Annotated in this window: 21 protein-coding genes and 1 pseudogene; 15 read left to right on the forward strand and 7 right to left on the reverse strand. The window is 70.4% G+C overall.

Annotated features, from left to right (window positions below; all coding sequences use genetic code 11):
- Positions 1-95: 95 nt before the first annotated feature.
- Complete coding sequence (locus tag ABTY98_RS02210) at positions 96-743, forward strand: TetR/AcrR family transcriptional regulator (protein WP_352218956.1); 648 nt, start codon at positions 96-98, stop codon at positions 741-743.
- 138 nt (positions 744-881) lie between these two features.
- Here the strand turns inward: ABTY98_RS02210 and ABTY98_RS02215 are convergent, their stop codons facing one another.
- A complete protein-coding gene (locus ABTY98_RS02215) occupies positions 882-1,139 on the reverse strand; it encodes an SDR family oxidoreductase (protein ID WP_352218957.1) in 258 nt (85 codons plus the stop codon).
- 89 nt (positions 1,140-1,228) lie between these two features.
- Between ABTY98_RS02215 and ABTY98_RS02220 the strand changes: the two genes are divergently transcribed.
- From ABTY98_RS02220 to ABTY98_RS02230, 3 genes are all read left to right on the forward strand, one after another.
- Positions 1,229-1,450, forward strand: coding sequence for a type 2 periplasmic-binding domain-containing protein (locus ABTY98_RS02220; protein ID WP_352218958.1), 222 nt, complete (start codon positions 1,229-1,231; stop codon positions 1,448-1,450).
- A 473-nt stretch (positions 1,451-1,923) separates the two neighbouring features.
- Positions 1,924-2,511: a hypothetical protein gene (locus tag ABTY98_RS02225; RefSeq protein WP_352218959.1), complete on the forward strand. Its 588-nt coding sequence runs from the start codon at positions 1,924-1,926 to the stop codon at positions 2,509-2,511.
- 264 nt (positions 2,512-2,775) lie between these two features.
- On the forward strand, positions 2,776-3,867 hold the full coding sequence (locus tag ABTY98_RS02230) for an acyltransferase family protein (RefSeq protein ID WP_352218960.1): 1,092 nt from the start codon (positions 2,776-2,778) through the stop codon (positions 3,865-3,867).
- Positions 3,868-4,291: 424 nt separating this feature from the next.
- Here the strand turns inward: ABTY98_RS02230 and ABTY98_RS02235 are convergent, their stop codons facing one another.
- Positions 4,292-5,023, reverse strand: coding sequence for a TetR/AcrR family transcriptional regulator (locus ABTY98_RS02235; RefSeq protein WP_352218961.1), 732 nt, complete (start codon positions 5,021-5,023; stop codon positions 4,292-4,294).
- A gap of 83 nt (positions 5,024-5,106) precedes the next feature.
- Between ABTY98_RS02235 and ABTY98_RS02240 the strand changes: the two genes are divergently transcribed.
- The 3 genes from ABTY98_RS02240 to ABTY98_RS02250 all read left to right on the forward strand — a co-directional run bounded on the left by ABTY98_RS02240 (position 5,107) and on the right by ABTY98_RS02250 (position 7,224).
- Positions 5,107-6,279 carry an FAD-dependent monooxygenase gene (locus tag ABTY98_RS02240; RefSeq protein WP_352218962.1) on the forward strand — a complete coding sequence of 391 codons (1,173 nt, stop codon included), beginning with the start codon at positions 5,107-5,109 and terminating at the stop codon, positions 6,277-6,279.
- Positions 6,280-6,304: 25 nt separating this feature from the next.
- Entirely contained in the window at positions 6,305-6,712 is a 408-nt protein-coding gene (locus ABTY98_RS02245) for a nuclear transport factor 2 family protein (protein ID WP_352218963.1), read from the forward strand.
- Between the two features lie 212 nt (positions 6,713-6,924).
- Positions 6,925-7,224 (forward strand): galactose-binding domain-containing protein, encoded by a 300-nt coding sequence (locus tag ABTY98_RS02250; RefSeq protein ID WP_352219207.1) that lies wholly within the window; start codon positions 6,925-6,927, stop codon positions 7,222-7,224.
- A gap of 213 nt (positions 7,225-7,437) precedes the next feature.
- Here ABTY98_RS02250 and ABTY98_RS02255 read toward each other — a convergent pair whose 3' ends face one another.
- Positions 7,438-7,605: a hypothetical protein gene (locus ABTY98_RS02255; RefSeq protein ID WP_352218964.1), complete on the reverse strand. Its 168-nt coding sequence runs from the start codon at positions 7,603-7,605 to the stop codon at positions 7,438-7,440.
- 150 nt (positions 7,606-7,755) lie between these two features.
- On the opposite strand from ABTY98_RS02255, the gene ABTY98_RS02260 reads away from it, so the two are divergent.
- The 3 genes and pseudogenes from ABTY98_RS02260 to ABTY98_RS02270 all read left to right on the forward strand — a co-directional run bounded on the left by ABTY98_RS02260 (position 7,756) and on the right by ABTY98_RS02270 (position 10,268).
- Positions 7,756-9,285 carry an FAD-dependent oxidoreductase gene (locus ABTY98_RS02260; RefSeq protein ID WP_352218965.1) on the forward strand — a complete coding sequence of 510 codons (1,530 nt, stop codon included), beginning with the start codon at positions 7,756-7,758 and terminating at the stop codon, positions 9,283-9,285.
- Between the two features lie 93 nt (positions 9,286-9,378).
- A pseudogene (locus ABTY98_RS02265) lies at positions 9,379-9,501 on the forward strand (SAM-dependent methyltransferase); the annotation flags it as partial.
- Positions 9,502-9,635: 134 nt separating this feature from the next.
- Complete coding sequence (locus tag ABTY98_RS02270; protein ID WP_352218966.1) at positions 9,636-10,268, forward strand: TetR/AcrR family transcriptional regulator; 633 nt, start codon at positions 9,636-9,638, stop codon at positions 10,266-10,268.
- Between the two features lie 81 nt (positions 10,269-10,349).
- On the opposite strand, the gene ABTY98_RS02275 is transcribed toward ABTY98_RS02270, so the two are convergent.
- Entirely contained in the window at positions 10,350-10,631 is a 282-nt protein-coding gene (locus ABTY98_RS02275; RefSeq protein WP_352218967.1) for a hypothetical protein, read from the reverse strand.
- Between the two features lie 933 nt (positions 10,632-11,564).
- Between ABTY98_RS02275 and ABTY98_RS02280 the strand changes: the two genes are divergently transcribed.
- Entirely contained in the window at positions 11,565-11,939 is a 375-nt protein-coding gene (locus tag ABTY98_RS02280) for a VOC family protein (protein ID WP_352219208.1), read from the forward strand.
- A gap of 66 nt (positions 11,940-12,005) precedes the next feature.
- On the opposite strand, the gene lpdA is transcribed toward ABTY98_RS02280, so the two are convergent.
- Both lpdA and ABTY98_RS02290 read right to left on the reverse strand, forming a co-directional pair.
- Positions 12,006-13,403 (reverse strand): dihydrolipoyl dehydrogenase, encoded by a 1,398-nt coding sequence (lpdA, locus tag ABTY98_RS02285; protein WP_352218968.1) that lies wholly within the window; start codon positions 13,401-13,403, stop codon positions 12,006-12,008.
- A 53-nt stretch (positions 13,404-13,456) separates the two neighbouring features.
- Positions 13,457-14,155 (reverse strand): SDR family oxidoreductase, encoded by a 699-nt coding sequence (locus ABTY98_RS02290; RefSeq protein ID WP_352218969.1) that lies wholly within the window; start codon positions 14,153-14,155, stop codon positions 13,457-13,459.
- 220 nt (positions 14,156-14,375) lie between these two features.
- On the opposite strand from ABTY98_RS02290, the gene ABTY98_RS02295 reads away from it, so the two are divergent.
- The 4 genes from ABTY98_RS02295 (at position 14,376) to ABTY98_RS02310 (ending at position 17,671) form a co-directional block, all read left to right on the forward strand.
- Positions 14,376-14,876 carry a winged helix-turn-helix transcriptional regulator gene (locus ABTY98_RS02295; protein WP_352218970.1) on the forward strand — a complete coding sequence of 167 codons (501 nt, stop codon included), beginning with the start codon at positions 14,376-14,378 and terminating at the stop codon, positions 14,874-14,876.
- 82 nt (positions 14,877-14,958) lie between these two features.
- A complete protein-coding gene (locus tag ABTY98_RS02300; protein ID WP_352218971.1) occupies positions 14,959-15,465 on the forward strand; it encodes an SRPBCC family protein in 507 nt (168 codons plus the stop codon).
- Positions 15,465-16,523 carry an LLM class flavin-dependent oxidoreductase gene (locus ABTY98_RS02305; RefSeq protein WP_352218972.1) on the forward strand — a complete coding sequence of 353 codons (1,059 nt, stop codon included), beginning with the start codon at positions 15,465-15,467 and terminating at the stop codon, positions 16,521-16,523. The genes ABTY98_RS02300 and ABTY98_RS02305 overlap by 1 nt, the downstream gene beginning before the upstream one ends.
- Positions 16,524-16,696: 173 nt before the next feature.
- Entirely contained in the window at positions 16,697-17,671 is a 975-nt protein-coding gene (locus tag ABTY98_RS02310) for an alpha/beta hydrolase (protein ID WP_352218973.1), read from the forward strand.
- Positions 17,672-18,221: 550 nt separating this feature from the next.
- Here the strand turns inward: ABTY98_RS02310 and ABTY98_RS02315 are convergent.
- Positions 18,222-18,917, reverse strand: coding sequence for a TetR/AcrR family transcriptional regulator (locus tag ABTY98_RS02315; protein ID WP_502994124.1), 696 nt, complete (start codon positions 18,915-18,917; stop codon positions 18,222-18,224).
- Positions 18,918-19,013: the final 96 nt, after the last annotated feature.

Raw genomic sequence — 19,013 nt, forward strand, 5'->3', positions numbered from 1 at the left:
TGCAATGTCCGCAACGCACCGGGTCTCGGCCGGCGATCCAGGGATTCCGTGCGCCGGATACCGTCACTCTCCGCACCGTCCCATCGAGGTTCCCCATGACCAAGCCCGCGGCCGACATGCCGCAGCGACGCGTTTCCCAGTCCAACCGAGCACGCATCCTTGCCATGGCCCGCTTGGAGCTGGGGCGAAACCCGGACGTGACGATGGAAGAACTGGCACGCGCCTCCGGCGTCGTACGGCGCACCCTGTTCGGTAACTTCCCCGGCCGCGCCGCGCTGCTGGAGGCGCTTGCGGAGGAGGCCTCCGAGGCGCTGCGCGAGGCGCTGGCCGAGAGAGCGAAGCCGGAAGCACCGGCCGAACGGGCGTTGGCGCACTTCGCTCTCTCGATCTGGCCGGTGGCGGACCGGTATCGGTTGCTGCTGGCGCTGACGCGGCGCGACCTGGGCGCCGAGCGCGTCGCCGAGATCCTCGCGCCGGCCCGCGCCGAGGCCACGGCCATCCTGGAACGGGGACAGCGGGACGGCGTCTTCCACACGCGGCTGCCGCCCACCGTGCTGGGCGCCGGGCTGGAAGCGATGTACATCGCGCTGCTGGAACAGGTGAACAGCGGGGCGTTGGAGGACGACGGAGCCCGTACCGCCGTTGCCGTACTCATCGCGGCGGGGGTGCCGGAAAAGCGGGGACGTGTCGCGGTCGGCGATCTCGCACCGGCGGTCACCGAGAAGACCGGCGCCGACGGCTGAGCCGTAGCACGACCATCCGGCCCCGGTCTCGGCGCCGTACTCACGCTCGTCTCTTACCCGGCGTTGCCTGCAGCGCTTCGCCGATGAGCGAATCAGCAACGGCCCAACACGGCAAGCGGTTCACGGCGTGGAGGGACGTCACCGCATCCGGGGCTGGATGTCGGCCTGCGGGTTGACCGTGATCTCGTCGATGCTCACGGTGGTGGGCTGGCTGACGGCGAAGAGGACGGCCCGGGCGATGTCGTCGGGCTGGAGCAGTAAGGACACGTCGGGTGTTGCCCGGAGGACGGCGGCAGAGGCCTGCAGTGCTTCGGGCGACAGGTGGCGCGCGAGGTTGGTGGCCACTGCTCCGGGGATGATGCCGACGAGTGCCCCGTACATGCCCTGGCCGGGCATGCGGGGCAGGCCGCCAACAACGCGGCCACCGACACCTGGACCGCTCACGACGTGCACGCACCACCTGGCCCGCGGGTCGAGAAGACCGGATGCTCGACGCGGTCGTACTCGGCCGGGCCGTGGCCTTCCTGCCCGCCTCCTACGCCGACTCGGCGGCCCATCCCGGCCTGACTTACGTCCTGGTTTCCGACATCGGCCCCAGCACCGTCATCGTGGTCTGGCCCCAGACCTGCCGTTCCCAAGCGGTGGCCGCGTTCGTACGCGCCTCCCTCGACATGGCGGCGCCCTCGAACATCGCCGAGCTGACGTGACACCGACCGGCGTACCCGGGATCGGACACGAGGTGCCGGCAAACGAACTACTGCCCACCTTCTCCGGACCGGGCAGCGGGGCGTCCTCGTTGTCGGTCAGGGCGCCCCGATGTGCGGGCGCCGCCTCGTCGGCGCGCCTCGGAACGTAGCGCCCCGACGACGGCGAGGCGCAGAGGCTCTGACCAGCTCTCGGCGTCGCTGATGTGCGGGGCGCGTGTCTCCGATGGCGGTGGCCACGAAGGCGTACTCCCCGCCGAGCGGCGCGCACAGCGGCGGCGGCCGGAGTCCTGGCAACGGCGGGGTAGGTGACGGCGGCAGTGCAGGCTGCCGGAGGCGGGCAGCCCACCCCCCTCACACAGCTGCTCCCCGCACTCCTGGCTCTGTGGCAGAGCACGGCGATGGTCAAGACTGCGTCATGTGGCACCAGCGGCTGAGAGGGCGGGAGTCGGCCGACGTAATAAGGGGGCAAGTGGATGCGCCTCCTGAAGAAGGGCAGCTCGTTGATCCTCCGACGCATCGTCCTGAGCCTCACCGTAGGGCTCGCCGCCCCGCTGCTGCTGGGGGCCTGCGGCTCCTCGAACGGCACGAGCCCCGCCAACGCCGCCTCCGTAGCCCCGGCCGCCTCGGATCCGGCGGCCTCCGCGCCGGCTACCTCGGCGCCGGGCGACAGCGGCAGGGCCGGGGCCGGGCAGACGGCCACGACCACCATCGTGATGGCCGAGGCGATGACAGGCATGGGCAGCGTGGTCACCGACGACAGGGGGATGACCCTCTACCGCTACGACAAGGACGAGTCGACTCCGTCCAAATGGACGTGCTCCGGCGCGTGCACAAAGACGTGGCTGCCGGTCATCGTGCAGGACTCGGTACAGACCTCGGGGGTTGAGAAGAGTCTTCTCGGCACGGTTCACCGCAACGGCATGAAGCAGCTCACCCTCGCCGGCTGGCCGCTCTACCGGTACAGCGGCGACACAAAGGCCGAACAGGCAAACGGCCAGGGCAAGGACAACGAGTGGTACGCCGTCACCCCGTCCGGACAGAAAGCCGCCGCGACGGGCTGAGGCCTACGGCCCGATCAGTGGGCGCACTCGTGTTGAACCTCTGAGGCGGGCGGCACGTACCAAGTCTCTGTGGTGGCACTGTGCCGCCCGGCGCACCGCCAGGGACACGGGTCGGCGGTCAAACGCGCTGCCAGGAGAAGGGGTTGAACAATTTCCGCGGACTTGAACCGTCCGGCCGCCGGCGCCCTCGACTTGGCAGCGCTGGCCTCAGCCCCAGCAGGGCAGGAAGAGACGGCGAGCCGAGCTCGCGTCCAGTCGCAAGTGGTGGGCCTGGACGGCCTCCGCGGCCTGGCGGCACTGTATGTGGTGCTGTTTCACTGCTGGCTGTACACCTTCCCCGGCTACCCCGACAGTTCGGCGCCTCCGTGGCTGAAGGGGTTGATGTTCGGGCGCCTCGCCGTCGTCTTCTTCCTGGTGTTGTCCGGCTTCTCCCTGGCCATCTCCCCGGCACGTCACGGCTGGCGGTCGGGCGGCGTCGCCCAGTTCCTGCGCAGGCGCGCCTGGCGCATCCTGCCGCCGTACTGGGCGGCGCTGGCCATGAGCCTGATCGTTTCCTGGTTCGTGGTGCCGGCCTCGCACTTCGGGCCACCTACTGCCCGGTCCGTCCTGGTGTTCGGTCTCGTCGCCCAGGACATGATCACCGCGCCCACACCCAACGGCGCCTTCTGGTCGATCGGAGTGGAGGCCGAGCTCTATCTCCTCTTTCCCCTTCTCCTTTTTGTCCGGCGCCGGTCGAGCGCGGCGGTCCTGGTCGCGTGCGTGACACTTCCGGTGATCGTCCGCGGCTTGATCGCGCCTGACGCAACCCCGGTGGAGAGCGACAACTGGCTTGCTCCCCACCTCGCGCCCGTGTTCGTCGCGGGCATGGTGGGCGCGGGAGTCGTCGCCGCGCGGGACCGGGTTCGCAGCCTGCCATGGGGAGGGTTCGCCGCCCTGGCCGCCGTGCCCGTCCTGGCTCTCGGCGTCGTGAAGGGTTCCGTGTGGACGGTGAACCACTATTTCTGGATCGACCTCGCCGCCGCTCCCGCCATGACGATGCTGATCGCCGCGGGGGCCACCGGCAGACCCGCCATGCTGCTACGGCTCCTGACCACACGACCGATCCGAAGTCTCGGCGACTTCTCCTACAGCCTCTACCTGATTCATCTGCCGGTCGTCATGGCCGTGATCCGGCGAGTGGCCCCGCATTTCGTGTCTCCCGGCCTGCCCACGTTCTGGTTCACGCTTGCCCTGGCCCTGCCGGTTTCGGTGCTCGGGGCATGGCTGTTCTCCCAGGTCTTCGAGATGCCCTTCAAACGGAACAGATCCTGGAAAACCCTCCGGCAACGGCTTTGCCAGAAACCCGGCGAGGGCTGACGCCAGCACTTACCCGGTGATGGCCGCCCCACCGTGAGCCTGCACAGCGGCGGGACACTCGCCGCCGCGGCTTCCGCCGCCGGCGGGCTCGGTTCTTTCGGCGGTACACATCCCTCTCGACTTTCGTCGTTCTGATTTCAGAACGGCGAGAGTCGAGTGCCAGGCCGTGGCCGACACAGTCCCGCAGCGCAGGCACTCCAGCACCCTGGCCCGCCCGGCCTCGCCTGACCACCCGCTCCGAGCACCGGGCGAAGGCGCGCGAGGACCGGGCACGGCCCGCCCCTGGAGTGGCCGCAACGCCGCTGCCGCAGGAGGCCTCTCCAGGCGTCACTCCGTGGCCGGGCCTGCCCACAAGTCACTGGGATGAGCCGGAGCCCCTGTGCCGTCGTCGTCCGGTCTGCCCGGCCGACGGGGCCCCTGCCGCTCAGCGGGACGTCGAGCGCGAGCGAGCCTCGGCGAGCGTGCCCTGTCCGGCCGCCAAGGCGGCGAGAACGTCCTGAGCGGCTGCGCGGAGGGTGGCCTCGTCCGGCCTGGCGGAGGGCTCGAGGGCTGCCTTGATCGTGTGGCCGAGCAGGTCCGCCCGGTGGTCCGGGGGGAGCTCCTCGCTCGGGGGGACGGCAATGCCCCCCGTGACGAACCCGGTCAGCACCGCGTCGATCGTGTAGATCTGGTCCGCCGCCGATGCGGTGACGGTCACCAGCCCGTGCTCACGCCACACATCGACGAGGCGGGCGAGCAGGGTGTGGAAGCCGAGTTCCTGGATAACGGGAAGGCCGTTCGCGGTGATCACGAGTGTGCCGAGGACTTCACTGTCACCAGCGTGGAGGGCCCGGCCGAGGGGGTTGCGGGCCTGCTGCAGGAACACCTCCCGGACCAGCCTGCTGGGCAGGGCGGCGGGCGCTTCCTGCTCGATTCCGGCGGCGAGGATGTCGAGCTGCCTGTGCAGCTCGCGCCGCAGCAGTTCGGTGAACAGCGTCTCCTTCGTCTTCCAGTGCAGGTAGACGGTGCCCTTGCCGACACGGGCGCGGCGGGCGATTTCATCGACGGTGACCCGCTTGTAACCCCACGCCAACAGCAGCTCGCGCGCGGCGGCCAGGATGCGCTCGGCGCGTTCGTCGTCGGCCTGCGGGGAAGCGGCCAGGCGTTGCAGGGTCATGAAGACAGCATCCCACCCCACCTGTCGTGTGACCAAATTTCGAAACTGGTCATCCAGTATCGATCAAGGGTATGGTCGAGAGCATGACCTCTTCGTCGCTCCCCCCACAGGGCGCCCCTCGTGCCCTCATCGTCGGATCTGGCATCTCCGGTCTGGCCGCGGCTCTGAGCCTGCACCGGGCCGGCTGGCAGCCCCTGATCATCGAGCGGACTCCGGAACGCCGCACCGGCGGCTACTTCGTCCGCTTCAACGGCCCCGGCTACACCGCCGCCGAACGCCTCGGCCTCCTGGACTCGCTCCCGGACCGCCGCGACCCCGAGGGGCGCGCGTTCGAAATCGACTCCCGCGGTCGCCTCACACCCGGCCTGACCTTTCCCGAACAGGTCAACGGCACCCCGATGCGGATGCTGCTGCGCAGTGATCTCGAGCGCGTCCTGTACGAGGCGGTCCAGGACCTGGTGGAGATCCGCTACGGCACCGGGCCCGCCGCCATCACCCAGGACCGCAAGCAGGTGACCGTGACCCTCACCGACGGGTCCGTGGAGAGCGCGGACCTGCTCATCGGCGCCGACGGCATCCACTCCACCGTCCGTTCCCTGGTCTTCGGCCCAGAAGACCTCTACCGCAAGGACTTCGACCACGTCGTGGCCGCCTGCGTCATGGACGGCCCGCTGCCCGGCATGCGCGACGGCGACACCGCGGTCGCCACCGCCCCCGGCCGCTCCGCCTGGATCAACAGCTACCGCGACCACCCCCCGGTCGCCTTCCTGCTCTACCGCACCGACTGGCCCGCCGCCGAGATCCGCAAGAAGCCCTCCGACGCCCTGCGCCAGGCCTTCGCCGGCTTCGGCGGGGACGTCGTGCCCCCCATGTTGGAGGCGATGGACCGCTCCGAGTCCGTCCTGTTCGACCAGGTCAGCCAGATCCAGCTCAACCGCTGGAGCCAGGGCCGGGTGCTCCTGCTCGGCGACTCCGCCTGGTGCATGACCCTCCACTCCGGCCAGGGCTCCGGCATGGGCATCGCCGGCGCCGAACTGCTGGCCCGCCTGCTCACCGAACACGGCGACCTGCCGACCGCCCTGGGCAACTGGGAACAGCAGCTGCGCCCGCTCGTCACCCGCTACCAGAAGGAAGCGCTGCGCATGCGGCACTTCTTCATGCCCGCCAACCGCTTCGGCCACATCGCCCGAAGCACCTTGATCCGCGCCGTCTCGACCCCGGTCGGCGCCAAGCTCGGCAGAGCCCTGATGGGCTGACACCTCACAAGAAAGAGGAAATGCAATGACTCAGACGACCGAGCCGGTGGTCGATCGCTACATCACGCTCGTTGACCGTGCGGTGCACGAGCCGCAAGCACTGCAGGATCTCGGATCGGTGTTCGCACCGGAGGCCACCGTGCAGTTCGGCGAGCTCCCGCCGGTGAACGGCCTGGCCGACATCACGGAGTTCTACCGACGCTTGTACTCGGGCATGACCGACAGCAAGCATGTGTGGACCACCACGACGCTCGGCGAAGGAACGATCGAGGTCCACTTCATAGCGGCCTGGCGCACCACCGACGGCCAGCTCGGGTCCCAGGGCGGCATCGAGCGCGTGACCGTCGACACGGACGGGCTGATCACGGAGCTGCGGGTACTGAGCCCGGAGAGCGACGGCGCCGGACCGGCCAGTTGGGGCGGCAGCCGGTGATCCGATCGTGGCCGGTTCCCGCCCCGCAAGCGGGGAAACGATCCCCTCGGCTCTCGCCGTTCTGACCAACTGTCAGGTAGGTAGCTCGCACGGGTGACCTGTGGCCATCGGCCCGCCGGGAGGCAGACGCCAAGGAAGCATTCACAGTCACCACCGCGGCGGGTACCAGCAAGCCCGACCACAGCGGCTACGCATACGACCCGTCGGACAACATCGCGCGAGGCAAGCCGGCAACACAGTCCTCCACGGCGTTCGACGGCTCCGCCGCACGCGCAGCGGACGGGGACACCAACGGCACGTACACCTCCGGCTCCGTCTCGCACACCGACAACGACCGGAACGCCTGGTGGCAGGCGGACCTCGGCTCCGCACAGCCGATCGGCGGCGTCAACCTCTGGAACCGCACGGACTGCTGCGCCGAACGCTCCACCGACTACTGGGTGTTCGTGTCCGACACACCGTTCGACCAGTCGCTGTCCCCCGAGCAGCAGGCGGCCCGGCCCGGCGTGTGAACCGAGCCACCAGCCCGGCACCATGGGCCACCCGACCAGGTTGCCGGTCACCACGTCCGGCGCTACGTGAAGATCCAACTGTCCGGTACCAACTACCTGACACTCGCGGAGGTCCAGGTCTTCCGCGCCCTGGCGGCCGGCCCGGCCTCGGCCGAGTTCCTCTCTGGCGTACGGCATCGTGCATCGCGCCGAAGGCGCCGGTCTACGCGCGACTTAGGTGTTGAACGCCTTGACAGCGTGCGCGAGTTCACCGACGCACCGCTGCAGCAGCTCGCTGCTCGTGGTCGAGTCGTTGTCCAGGGCTTCGGTCGCGCCAACCAGGTCGGCCGGCGTTTCCGGGCCGCGCGAGTTGCCGAGCGCGACGTCGAGTCCGCCGTTCACGGCCGCATTCCATCCGCGCTCCGGACCGACGCGAACGTGCTGTCGGTCGGATGTCGGAGGCTGTCGGTGGGATGTCGGCGGGGGTTGGCACCTTTCCAGAGAAACCTGCCGGGTGCCCATCCGGCGGTAGGTGTGAGAAGGAGATCTCTGGTGCATGACGTAGTGATCGTGGGTGCTGGCCCGGTCGGTCTGTTCCTCGCCTGTGAGCTCGGCCTCGCGGGCTGTTCCGTCCTGGTGCTCGAACGGGAGCCGGAGCCCGGCTCCCCGTTCAAGGGGCGGCCGTTGGGGATGCGGGGCCTGTCCGCCGCGTCCATGGAGGCGTTCTACCGGCGCGGGTTGCTGCACCCGCTGCTGACGGCGGCGGGCGTCCCCGACGACTCCGGGGTGGACCTCGACTCGGACGAGCTGACGCCCCCTCGGCAAGGTGGCCACTTCGCCGGCATCGTGCTCGACGGCGCAAAGGTCGATGTCGCCGCCCTGCCGTACCGGCTCCGCAGCCCGGCACCGGAGGGCTTGCTGACCTACCTCGAAACGGTCGAGACGGTGTTGTCCGAGCAGGCAGCCAAGCTCGGTGTGGACATCAGGCGCGGTGTCGCGGTCGACGCCGTCGTCCAGACCGAGGAGGGGGTGGTCGCTGGGGCCGGTGGGGACGAGTACCCCGCGCGCTGGCTCGTCGGCTGCGACGGCGGACGCAGTACGGTACGTGGACTCGCGGGCTTCGAGTTCGTCGGCTCGGAACCGCGGCTCACCGGCTACAGCATGCATGTCACCCTCGCCGACCCCGAGAAGCTGCGCCCCGGCTTCAACCTGACCCCGACGGGCATGTACCTCCAGCCGCCGGGCGGCGGGCAGATCGGCATGCTGGACTTCGACGGCGGCGCGTTCGACCGCTCGCAGCAGCCGACTCCCGACCATCTCCAGACGGTGCTGCGCCGGGTGTCCGGCACCGACGTGACACTGAGCGAGGTCCATCTCGTCTCGACCTTCACCGACCGGGCGATGCAGACGACCACCTACCGGCAGGGCCGCGTCCTGCTCGCGGGCGACGCCGCTCATATCCACTCCCCCCTCGGCGGGCAGGGACTCAACACCGGCATCGGCGACGCCATGAACCTGGGGTGGAAGCTCGCGGCGACCCTGCACGGCCACGCGCCCGACGGACTTCTCGACACCTACACCGGCGAGCGCCGTCCGCTCGTCGAGAGGGTGCTCGACTGGTCGCGCGCCCAGGTGGCGGCCATGAGCCCGGACCCGCATGCCCAGGCGATTCAAGGAGTGATCCGCGACCTGATCGAGACCCGTGACGGAACGACCTACGTGCTCGACAGGATGTCGGGACAGGCCATCCGCTACGACCTTGGCAGCGAGCACCCGCTGGTCGGCCGCCCCGCCCCGGAATTCCGTCTGGAGGACGGCACTCGCCTCGGCGACCTGATGCAGGACGGACGAGGCGTCGCACTCGATTTCAGCGCCGACCGACTCCTACGGGGTTCGGCGACGGGTTGGGAGAGCCGGATACGGTATGCGGCCGGGGCCGCGAGGAACGACCTCGGGCTGGGTGCCGTGCTCGTCCGACCTGACGGCATCGTCGTCTGGGCAGGTGATCGCAGCCCTGATCGTGAGGCGTTCGAGCGGGCCGCGGGCCATTGGTTCGGTAGTCCGGAGACCCTAGCCGTGTGAACGACGCGCGGCGAGTGGCTCGGCCGGCGCGTCCGGCCCAGCTCGTGGCCCGTGAAGTGGCCGCTGCGTTCGAGGACGGTCAGCCGTGCTCCGGGGATTCCCGCCGACCCCAACCTTCATCAGGTCGCTCAGCAGATCCCGACGAGCGCCCGAGTGGTGTACGCAGACAACGATCCGATCGTCCTACGGCGTGCTGAAGCCCGTACCAGATCGTCAAGAGACTGCTGGACCGGCTGGTTCCCGTCAGTTACCTGATGCTGTCCCTTGTGACCTGGGACTTCGACCCCCGAGGTGGACACTTCAGAGGCGGCCCGCCGTACGGGCCGCCACGATCCCCGAGAGGCGCAGCGATGACCGGGCCGCAGACGGCACGCAGGAAGCGTGCGAACGGGGTGGAGTCGCGGCAGCGCATCCTCGACGCCACGGTGGAGATCGCCGGTGAGCGCGGCTACGACGGCACCTCCATCGCCGCCGTCAGCGCCAAGTGCGGGCTCCCCGCCAGCTCGATCTACTGGCACTTCAAGGACAAGGACGACCTGATCGCCGCCGTCATCGAGCGCAGCTTCGAGACCTGGCTCTCGGCCGTGGAACTGCCCGGCGAAGAGGTCGGCACCCCACTGGAACGGGTCACCCTGATGGCCGCCAACGTGGCCAGGTCGCTCGTCGCCGCACCGGACTTCCTGCGTCTCGGCCTCATGCTCGCGCTGGAGCGCCGCCCCACCGAGCCCCGCGGCCGTGCGGTCTTCCTCCAGGTCCGCGGCATCTCCCACCAGCGGATCGCCGAGGTGATCGCCTCCCTGTTCCCGGCCCTGGACGAGGACGACGTGCACACCCTGGCCACCTACGCCGTCGCCGGTGCCGACGGCCTCTTCGTGCACGCGGAGGTCAGCGACGGCCCCGTCGACCTGGTCGCCCTCTTCGAACTGCACGCCCGACTGATCTACGACGCCGCCGACCGGATGGCGGCACAGGGGGGCCGCTGACGGCCGGCGGTGCAACGCCCCCGCGCGCGAGCCGGGGCTCAGAGCCGCCGGGGAGGCCTCGGCGCGGCTCGCCGACGGACGTCAGGCAGGGCTCACGAGGACGTGTCGTCGTGGGTTACGGTTACGACGATCTTGCCGACGTGCCCGTTGGCCGCCATGTACCTTCGCGTGCCGCACCAGGGCGGAGGTGGCGGGCGCCGGGGTCCGCATCCGGCGCGCGGCGGTCCCGGCCAGTGCGGCGTCGAGTCGGGAGATGTCGTTGAGGTGGTTCGCCACCGAGCGGCGCACGTCCTGCGAGGCGTCGGCGTACAGCCTGTCCAGCACCGGGACCGTGGCTCCGGGGTCGCGGTTGAGCGCGGGCACCTGCCGGGCCCAGGGAAGTTTGGGGCGGCTGCCCTCGCTCGCCGGCCGCCGTACGGCCGGGTCCCGGGAGTCGGTCCAGGTCCGCGTTGAGGAAGGTGCGGAGCGCGAACTCGCCGGTCAGGCGGGGCGTGAGCCGCGCCAGCAGATCCAGGCCGTCGTCGAAGTGCCGGCCGGTGCCGGACGTGGTGGCCGCGACTGCGACGGCTTCGGTGACCGGCCAGATCGTCCAGCCCGTCAGGTCGTCACGGTTGAGGGCCCGTCGCACCACGCGGGCCAGCTCCTCGTAGTCACGGCCGCAGTCGGCGAGGAGCGCGTCGCCCACCGTCCGGGCCCGCTCGCCGAGGCCGAGCGGGGCCGAGCAGTGCCGGGCAGTCCGCCACGGTTTGCCAGCGTGAGGTACCAGGGCGGTCTCCTGGAAGATGACAGCCAGACGACGGATGCTGTCGGGACTGATCAGCTCGTCCGCGGTGGACATGCTTCCTCCAAGAAGGGTTGTCCCGAGGGGAGTTCAGCCGGCGAACTACTGTCGTGTGGTGAGATGGATGTGGGCCCGGCCCGGCGGCCGCACACCAAGGGCACGCCCGGCAAAGCGTATGTGTTCACCGCGGGTACGGCCCGACCGCACGCCTTGCGGCCGCGGCCGTCCGGCACCGGACAACTCCGTTGCCCCGGCCCGTGACGGTCGCTAGGCTCGGCCGGGTGACTGCCGGGTCGGCCATGGGCCATGCACGAGTGAGGTTCCCGGCCTCGGCGTGAGCACGAGGCGGGCCAGGGGCCCGCCCACCTTCTCCGCGTCTTCGCTCCCGGCGCCCGTATGCCCGTACGCGCGCCCGAACCCAGCAGACCCCAAGACCGGAGACTTCCTTGTCCTTTGACCAGAAGCACCCGCACGACCAGCGGGGACCGTCCGACGCGTCGGCGGCCGCCGTCCGGCTGAACCACACGGCCGTCTACGCCAGTGACCGGCACCGCTCCGCCGAGTTCCTCGCCACCGTCCTGGGCCTGCGGGTCGGCCTCCCGCTGGGGCCGTTCCTGCCGGTCGACCTCGGCAACGGCGTGACGCTCGACTACTACGAGAAGCGGGACGAGCCGATCCAGTCACAGCACTACGCCTTCCTCGTGCCCGAGGACCGGTTCGACGGCATGATCGCCCGGCTGGAGGCGGACGGCGTCACCTACTACGCCGATCCCCACCACACCCAACCCGGCGGCATCAACGGCCTGTTCGGCGGCCGGGGCGCCTACTTCGAGGACCCGGACGGCCACAACATGGAGATCATGACCCGGCCGTACGTCCGCCCTCGGTAGACCCGTGCGGAGTGTCCGTGCCGTCTCGCACACGGCACGGACACACGCGTCCGCACAGCTCTGCCGTCAGAGGTTGATCATGTGTCCGGCGAGCCCGTGCAGGGCGTCCTGGACCGCCTCGCTCAGGGTGGGGTGGGCGTGGACGTTGCGGGCGAGTTCGGTCACGGTGAGATCCCACTTCTGAGCCAGCGTCAGCTCGGGCAGCAGCTCGGTCACGTCGGGGCCGATGAGGTGGCCGCCGAGGAGTTCGCCGTAGCGGGCGTCGCTCACCAGTTTCACGAACCCGACCGTGTCACCGAGGCCGTGAGCCTTGGCGTTGGCCGTGAAGGGGAACTTCGCCACGCGCACGTCGAAGCCCTCGGCGCGGGCCTCGGCCTCGGTCCAGCCGAAGCTGGCGATCTGCGGCTGGCAGAACGTGGCGCGCGGGATCATGCGGTAGTCCAGCTCCATGGTCTCCGCGCCGGCGATGCTCTCGGCGGCGACGATGCCCATCGCCTCGGCGGCGTGCGCCAGCATCAGCTTCGCCGTGACATCGCCGATGGCGTAGATGTGCGGCTGGCTGGTACGGCAGTACCCGTCGACGTCGATCGCGCCGCGGTCGGTGAGCCGTACCCCGGTGCTGTTCAGTCCGTAGCCGGCCGTGCGCGGCTGAAAGCCGGTGGCCTGGAGGACCTTCTCCGCTTCGAGGACCTGTTCCGTCTCGCCCCGGCGGACGGTCACGCGGACGTTCTCCTCGGTCTCCTCGATGGCCCGCACGGCCGTCGAGGTCATCACACGGATGCCCTGCCGTTTGAAGCGCCTGGTGAGTTCGGCGGAGACCTCCTCGTCCTCCAGTGGCGCGATCCGGTCGAGGAACTCCACCAGGGTGACCTCGACGCCGTAGGACCGCAGCAGATAGGCGAACTCGATGCCGATGGCGCCCGCGCCCGCGATGATCAGGCTCGACGGGAGGCTGTCGGAGAGGATCTGTTCCTCGTAGGTGACGACGCGCCGGCCCAGCGTCGTGCCCGGCAGCAGTTTCACGGTCGAGCCGGTCGCGATGATGCAGGAGCGGAAGGTCAGTGTCGTCTCGCCGTCCTGCATACGCACCTGCAGCGTGTGGGGGTCGAGGAAGGTGCCCTGCCCCTCGAACTGTTCGATCTTGTTCTTGCGCATGAGATAGCCGACGCCCTTGACGCGTCCGTCGGCCACCACCCGGCTGCGTTCGCAGGCGGCGCGGTAGTCAAGGCCCACCTCGCCGCTGATCTTCACGCCGAACTTCTCCGCGTCGTGCAGGATCAGCTGGGCGACCTCGGCGTTGCGCAGCAGCGCCTTCGCCGGGATACAGCCGATGTTCAGACAGACACCGCCCCAGAACCGGCCCTCCACGATGGCGGTGCGCAGGCCCAGCTGGGCGGCACGGATCGCGGCCACATAGCCGCCCGGCCCGGCTCCCAGGACGACGACGTCGAAGTCGGTTTGCATGGCTCCACCTCACCCTTGGGTTGAGTCGGTCTGCTGACTCCACCGTCGCACGGTCAGGCGGTCGGGCTGATGAGATCGAGCGGCCCGGACAGTGCGGCGCGGACCTGGCGGGCCGTGTCGTCGACCAGGACCTCGGGCTCGTCACGGACGATGGCGTCCATGGTCCGCGCCGCCACCTCGGCCGGGTCGGTCTTCGGCACGTCGATCTCCGCGGTGGCGTCGGTGTCCACCCAGCCGACGTGCACGCCGACGACCAGGGTCCCCTGTTCCCGAAGGGCGATACGCAGCGCGTTGGTCAGCGACCACTGCGCGGACTTCGACGCCGCGTAACTGGGGAACCGGCTGTTCGGCCGCCAGGAGGCCACGGACAGCATGTTCACCAGGGCGCCGCCCCCGTTGGCCGCGAGGACCGGTGCGAAGGCGCGGGAGACGGCCCAGGTGCCCAGATAGTTCACCTCCAGCTCCCGCCGTGCGCCGTCCATGGAGCCCTCCAGCAGGGGCGGCCCGGCCTGGATGCCCGCGTTGTTGACCACGATGGTCGCGTCGGACGCCGTCCGCGCGGCGGCCGCGACCTGGTCGTGGTGGGTGACGTCCAGGAGCAGCGGTTCCAGGCCGGGCTCGGTCAAGTCCTCGGGCCGGCGGACGCCCGCGTACACCCTGGCGGCGCCCCGGGCCAGCAGAGCACGCGAGAAAGCCAGCCCGATCCCCCGGTTCGCACCGGTCACCACCGCGACCGATCCCTCGATCTCCATCGTCGGGCACCTCGTTTCACGGTTCGCTGCCGTCGAGCGGGAACCTCGGAAGCCCGGAAAAATCTGGCCCGGGTCCACCCCGAGCGTCACAGGGGCCCCAAGGAACCCGTCATGACCAGTCAAAGCGCACGGGGCAGCGCTGTCCACGCGGCCCGGATGCGGCTGGGCCGTCGGCTCACCGTCTGCTGAGTTTCGTCACGAGACTCGCTATCGTAGGACCATGAAACGGACGTCGTTCGCCAAGTGGCCGTGTTCCATCGCACGGACCGTCGATCTGCTGGGTGACCACTGGACGCCGCTGGTGGTACGGGAGGCGTTCTACGGGATCCGCCGCTTCGACGAGTTCCAGCAGGAACTGGGCATCGCCCGCAACACCCTGACCGACCGGCTGCGCCACCTGGTCGACGAGCGGATCCTGGAGAAGCGGCTGTATGAGGCCGAGCCGCCGCGCTACGACTACGTCCTCACGGAGAAGGGGCGGGACCTGTTCGCCGTGCTCGCCGCGATGTCCGCGTGGGGCGACCGCTGGCTGGCCGGGGAGAGGGGGGTCCCCGTGGTCTTCCATCACGACGCCTGCGACCACGACACCACGGCCGAGGTGGTCTGCGCCCAGTGCCGGACACCCATGCGGGCAGAGGAGACCTCGATGCGGATGGGGCCCGGCTATCCGAAGCGGCTCAGGCAGCGCCCTGACGTACGACGACGGTTCGGCACCGACTGAGCACAGCGTGGCTTCTTGACAGGGTGAGTCTCAGGAAGCAACCCTGGAGGTCAGACCCTTGACGGCGAGGAGGCCGACGACCTTGGAGTGGACGGGCGCACGCTATTCGGACACACCCACGATCGAGGTGCGGACCTGGATCGACGCCCCGCCGGAGAAGGTGTGGGCCCTGGTCAGCGACATCGAGCTGATGCCGGAGATGAGCGAGGAACTCCGGTCCGTCGCCTGGCTGGACGGCGCTCACGGGCCGGCGGTGGGCGCCAGGTTCGTCGGCCGCAGCGAGCACGAGGCATTCGGCAAGTGGGAGACCACGTCCTATGTGATCGAGTGCGAACCGGAGTCGGTCCTCGCCTGGGCCGTGCAAGACCCCGCGGAACCCTCCGCGGTCTGGCGGTTCCGGCTGCGCCCCGAGAACGGCGGGACCGAACTGTCGCAGTGGATGCAGCTGGGACCGGGGCGTTCGGGGCTGTCGGTGGCGATCGACCGGATGCCCGACAAGGAACAGAAGATCGTGTTCGTACGGCTGCGGGAGTTCGAGCAGAGCATCACCGCCACTCTCGCGCAGATCAAGCAGCGGGCGGAGGCGTGATGCGGACGGCCACCACGATCGAGGCCTCGGGCGGCGAACACTGGTCCCAGCTCGGCGACTTCGTCGTCGAGGCGGAGAAACTGGGCCTGGACATCTGCTGGGTCGCCGAGGCCTGGGGCTCCGACGCGCCCTCCGCGCTCGGCTACTACACGGCGCTCACCGACCGGATGCTGCTCGGCTCCGGCGTCATGCAGCTGGGCACCCGGACCCCGACAGCGGTGGCCCAGACGGCCATCACCCTCTCCAACCTGTCCGGCGGGCGCTTCCTGCTCGGCCTCGGCGCCTCCGGCCCACAGGTGATCGAGGGACTGCACGGCGTGCCCTTCGCACGGCCGCTGCGGCGCATGCGCGAGACGGTGGAGATCGTACGGCGGGTGCTCGACGGCGGCCGACTCGCCTATTCAGGCGCCGAGTTCACCGTCCCGCTGCCCGACGGCGAGGCCGTCCCGATGCGGCTGTCGATGCGCGCCGAGCACCAGATCCCGATCTATCTCGCCGCCCTGTCCCCGGCGATGCTGCGGCTGACCGGTGAGGTCGCCGATGGCTGGCTGGGCACCAGCTTCGTGCCCGAGGGCGCGGCCGACGCCTACTTCACCCACCTCGACGAGGGCCTGGCCCGCAGCGGACGCACCCGCGCCGACCTGGACGTCTGCCAGGGCGCCGAGGTCGCCTTCGCAGCCGACGAGGAGGCGCTCGGCGCGATGGTCGCCGGACGCAAGAAGGAACTCGCCTTCAGTCTCGGCGGCATGGGGTCGGCGTCCACCAACTTCTACAACGGCGCCTACAGCCGCCAAGGCTGGGCCGAGGTCGCCGCCGAGGTCCACGAGCGCTGGCAGGCCGGCGACCGGGACGGCGCTGCCGCCCTGGTGACCGACGAGATGGTGCTCGGTACGACGCTGATCGGCACGGAGGCCATGGTGCGCGAGCGGCTGACCGTCTGGCGCGACGCCGGCGTCGACACGGTCCGCCTCTATCCGGCCGGGGAGACTCCGGAGGACCGGCTCACCACGCTGGGGAGGGCGATCGAGCTGGTCCACGAGGTCGGCGGGGCCGCCTGAGCCGGCGGCGGAGCCATTCGGCGTCGGCCCAGGGGTGCAGGGGGGGTGCCGGCCGCCGTCCGGGCCGGCCCGCCGACGCGCCCTCGGCTCGGTCCTCGGGCAGGATGAGCTGTGGAAGCGAGCGACCGAACGGCCGCGCCGCGACGGCGTCGGCACCGTTCTGGAGGTTCATCATGAAGGATCTGCCCCCGCCGCCCACCCCCTTCCTGGAGACAGCGGCCAAGGAACTGACCGAAGCCACCGCACCCCACCCCCGGATCTACGAGGTGCCGCCCGAGCAGGGCCGCGACATCCTCGCCGGCCTGCAGACCGGCGAAGGCGTACCCAAACCGCCGATCGACGAGAGCTGGGCCGACGTCGACGCCGGTGACTGGGGAACCGTCCGCACCCGTATCGTCAAACCCGCGGGCGCCACCGGCACACTCCCGGTGATCTTCTTCATCCACGGCGCCGGCTGGGTCTTCGGCGACGAGAACACCCATGACCGCCTCGTGCGGGAACTGGCCGTGGGCGCCCAGGCCGCGGTGGTCTTCCCGGTCTACGACCGGGCGCCCGAGGCCCGCTACCCCACCCAGATCGAGCAGAACTTCGCCGTCGGCCAGTGGGTCGTGGCCCAGGGCGCCGAGCAGGGGCTCGACGCGTCCCGCATGGTCGTCTGCGGCGACTCCGTCGGCGGCTGTATGTCGGCGGTCTTCGCCCAGATGGCCAAGGACCGCGGCGGCATCCCGCTCGCCGCGCAGATCCTGCTCTACCCGGTCACCGACGCCAACTTCGACACGGCGTCCTACCTGCAGTTCTCCGACGGCTACTACCTCACCCGGGACGGCATGATCTGGTTCTGGGACCAGTACACGAGCGACGAGGCCCAGCGAAAGGAGCGCTACGCGTCCCCGCTGCGCGCCTCCCTCGACGACCTCAGGGGTCTGCCACCGGCCCTGGTGATCACCGACGAGGCCGACGTCCTGCGCGACGAGGGCGAGGCGTATGCCCGCCGCCTGCTGGAAGCCGGCGTCCCCGTCACCGCCGCCCGCGTCCTGGGCATCGTGCACGACTTCATGATGCTCGACAGCCTGCGTGACTGCTACGCCACCAACCTCGCACGCCGCATCGCCGTCGGCGCCATCAAGGAGGCTCTGCACGGCAGTTGACCAACCCGCGCCCCATCGTCGAAGGTCCTCATACCGAGGGCCTCCGACTGTTGTGTCCCGGGTTGTGAATGCGCACAATCCGACGGCAAGCCAGTCGGGGAACCCGGTAATCGGTCGGGCCCGCGACCGATATACAGCACCCATTCCGGGATTCCAAGGAAACCGACAGACCCCGGCTCCGGGCTCCGGGCACCCGACTCCTGGCCCCAAGCACTCGGCTCTAGACCCCGGGCCCCGGGCCCCGCGCCCCAGGCCCCGCGCTCCGGGCAGCCGGCCCCGGCACCCGGCTCCTGGCCCGGGCACTCGGCTCTAGACCCCGGGCCCCGGGCTCCGCGCCCCAGGCACCGCGCTCCGGGCTCCCGGCCCCAAGCACTCGGCTCTAAACCCCGGGCCCCAAGCTCCGCGCCCCAGGCCCCGCGCCCCGCGCTCCGGGCTCCCGGCTCCCGGCCCCAGGCACCGGGCTCCCGGCCCCAGGCACCGGGCTCCCGGCTCCCGGCTCCCGGCTCCCGGCTGCACCGACACAGGACGTCGCGCCGGGAGCGGTGCGGTCTCAGGACTCCGCGGACGTCGCGCGTACGCCGTTCAGCAGGGTGGTCAGGATGCGGGTCAGCCGGGGTTCGACGTCGACCACCGCATGCGCCAACTCGGGTTGGCTCTCGTAGAGTTCGCGCAGACCGGTGCCGGGTGCGGCCATCTGCCACAACGCCCCGGCCATGCCCGTGGCCGTGGCGATCACGTCCATGGCCGCGCCCTCGCCGACCCCGAGCAGGCCGCGCAGCGCGGTCGCGATCGAGGCGACCTCGGCGAGCGCGATCGTCTTGAACTCGTAGGCGGATTCGCGCGACACATTGCGCTCCAGGTTCAGCGGCGCCTGGGCGAGCAGGTCGCAGAAGAACGGCCGCGCCACGAGCGAGCGGGCGACGGCCGCCGCGATCTCGTCAGGGCCGGCGCCGGCGAGCTCGCCCAGCCTCGCGCGCAGCGCCGCCGACCATTCCTGCCAGCCCTCGCCGGTGAGCGTCAGGAAGATCTGCTCCCGTGTCTCGAAGTACCGCAGCATCGCGGACTTGTGCATGCCGACGGCGGCGGCGATGTCGGTCAGCGTGACCTCACGCACACTGCGCTCGGTGCCGAGCGAGCGGGCCGCGTCGAGGATCTCCCGCTCACGCTGCTGTTTGGCCGCCGCACTGCGGGCGCGCCGGGGGCGGGTCGGATTCACGACCGAAAGCTTAGCACAACCCGGTTTCATTAATAACGCGTGTTCATCGGTACCGCGCAGCCAAGCAGACAACCGGTCCCTCCGAGCCGCGATCTTCCGGGGCCGCCAACACCGATCGCCCCACCC

This window comes from Streptomyces sp. NPDC096040, from assembly GCF_040303265.1.
In the GTDB taxonomy this organism is placed as follows: domain Bacteria; phylum Actinomycetota; class Actinomycetes; order Streptomycetales; family Streptomycetaceae; genus Streptomyces.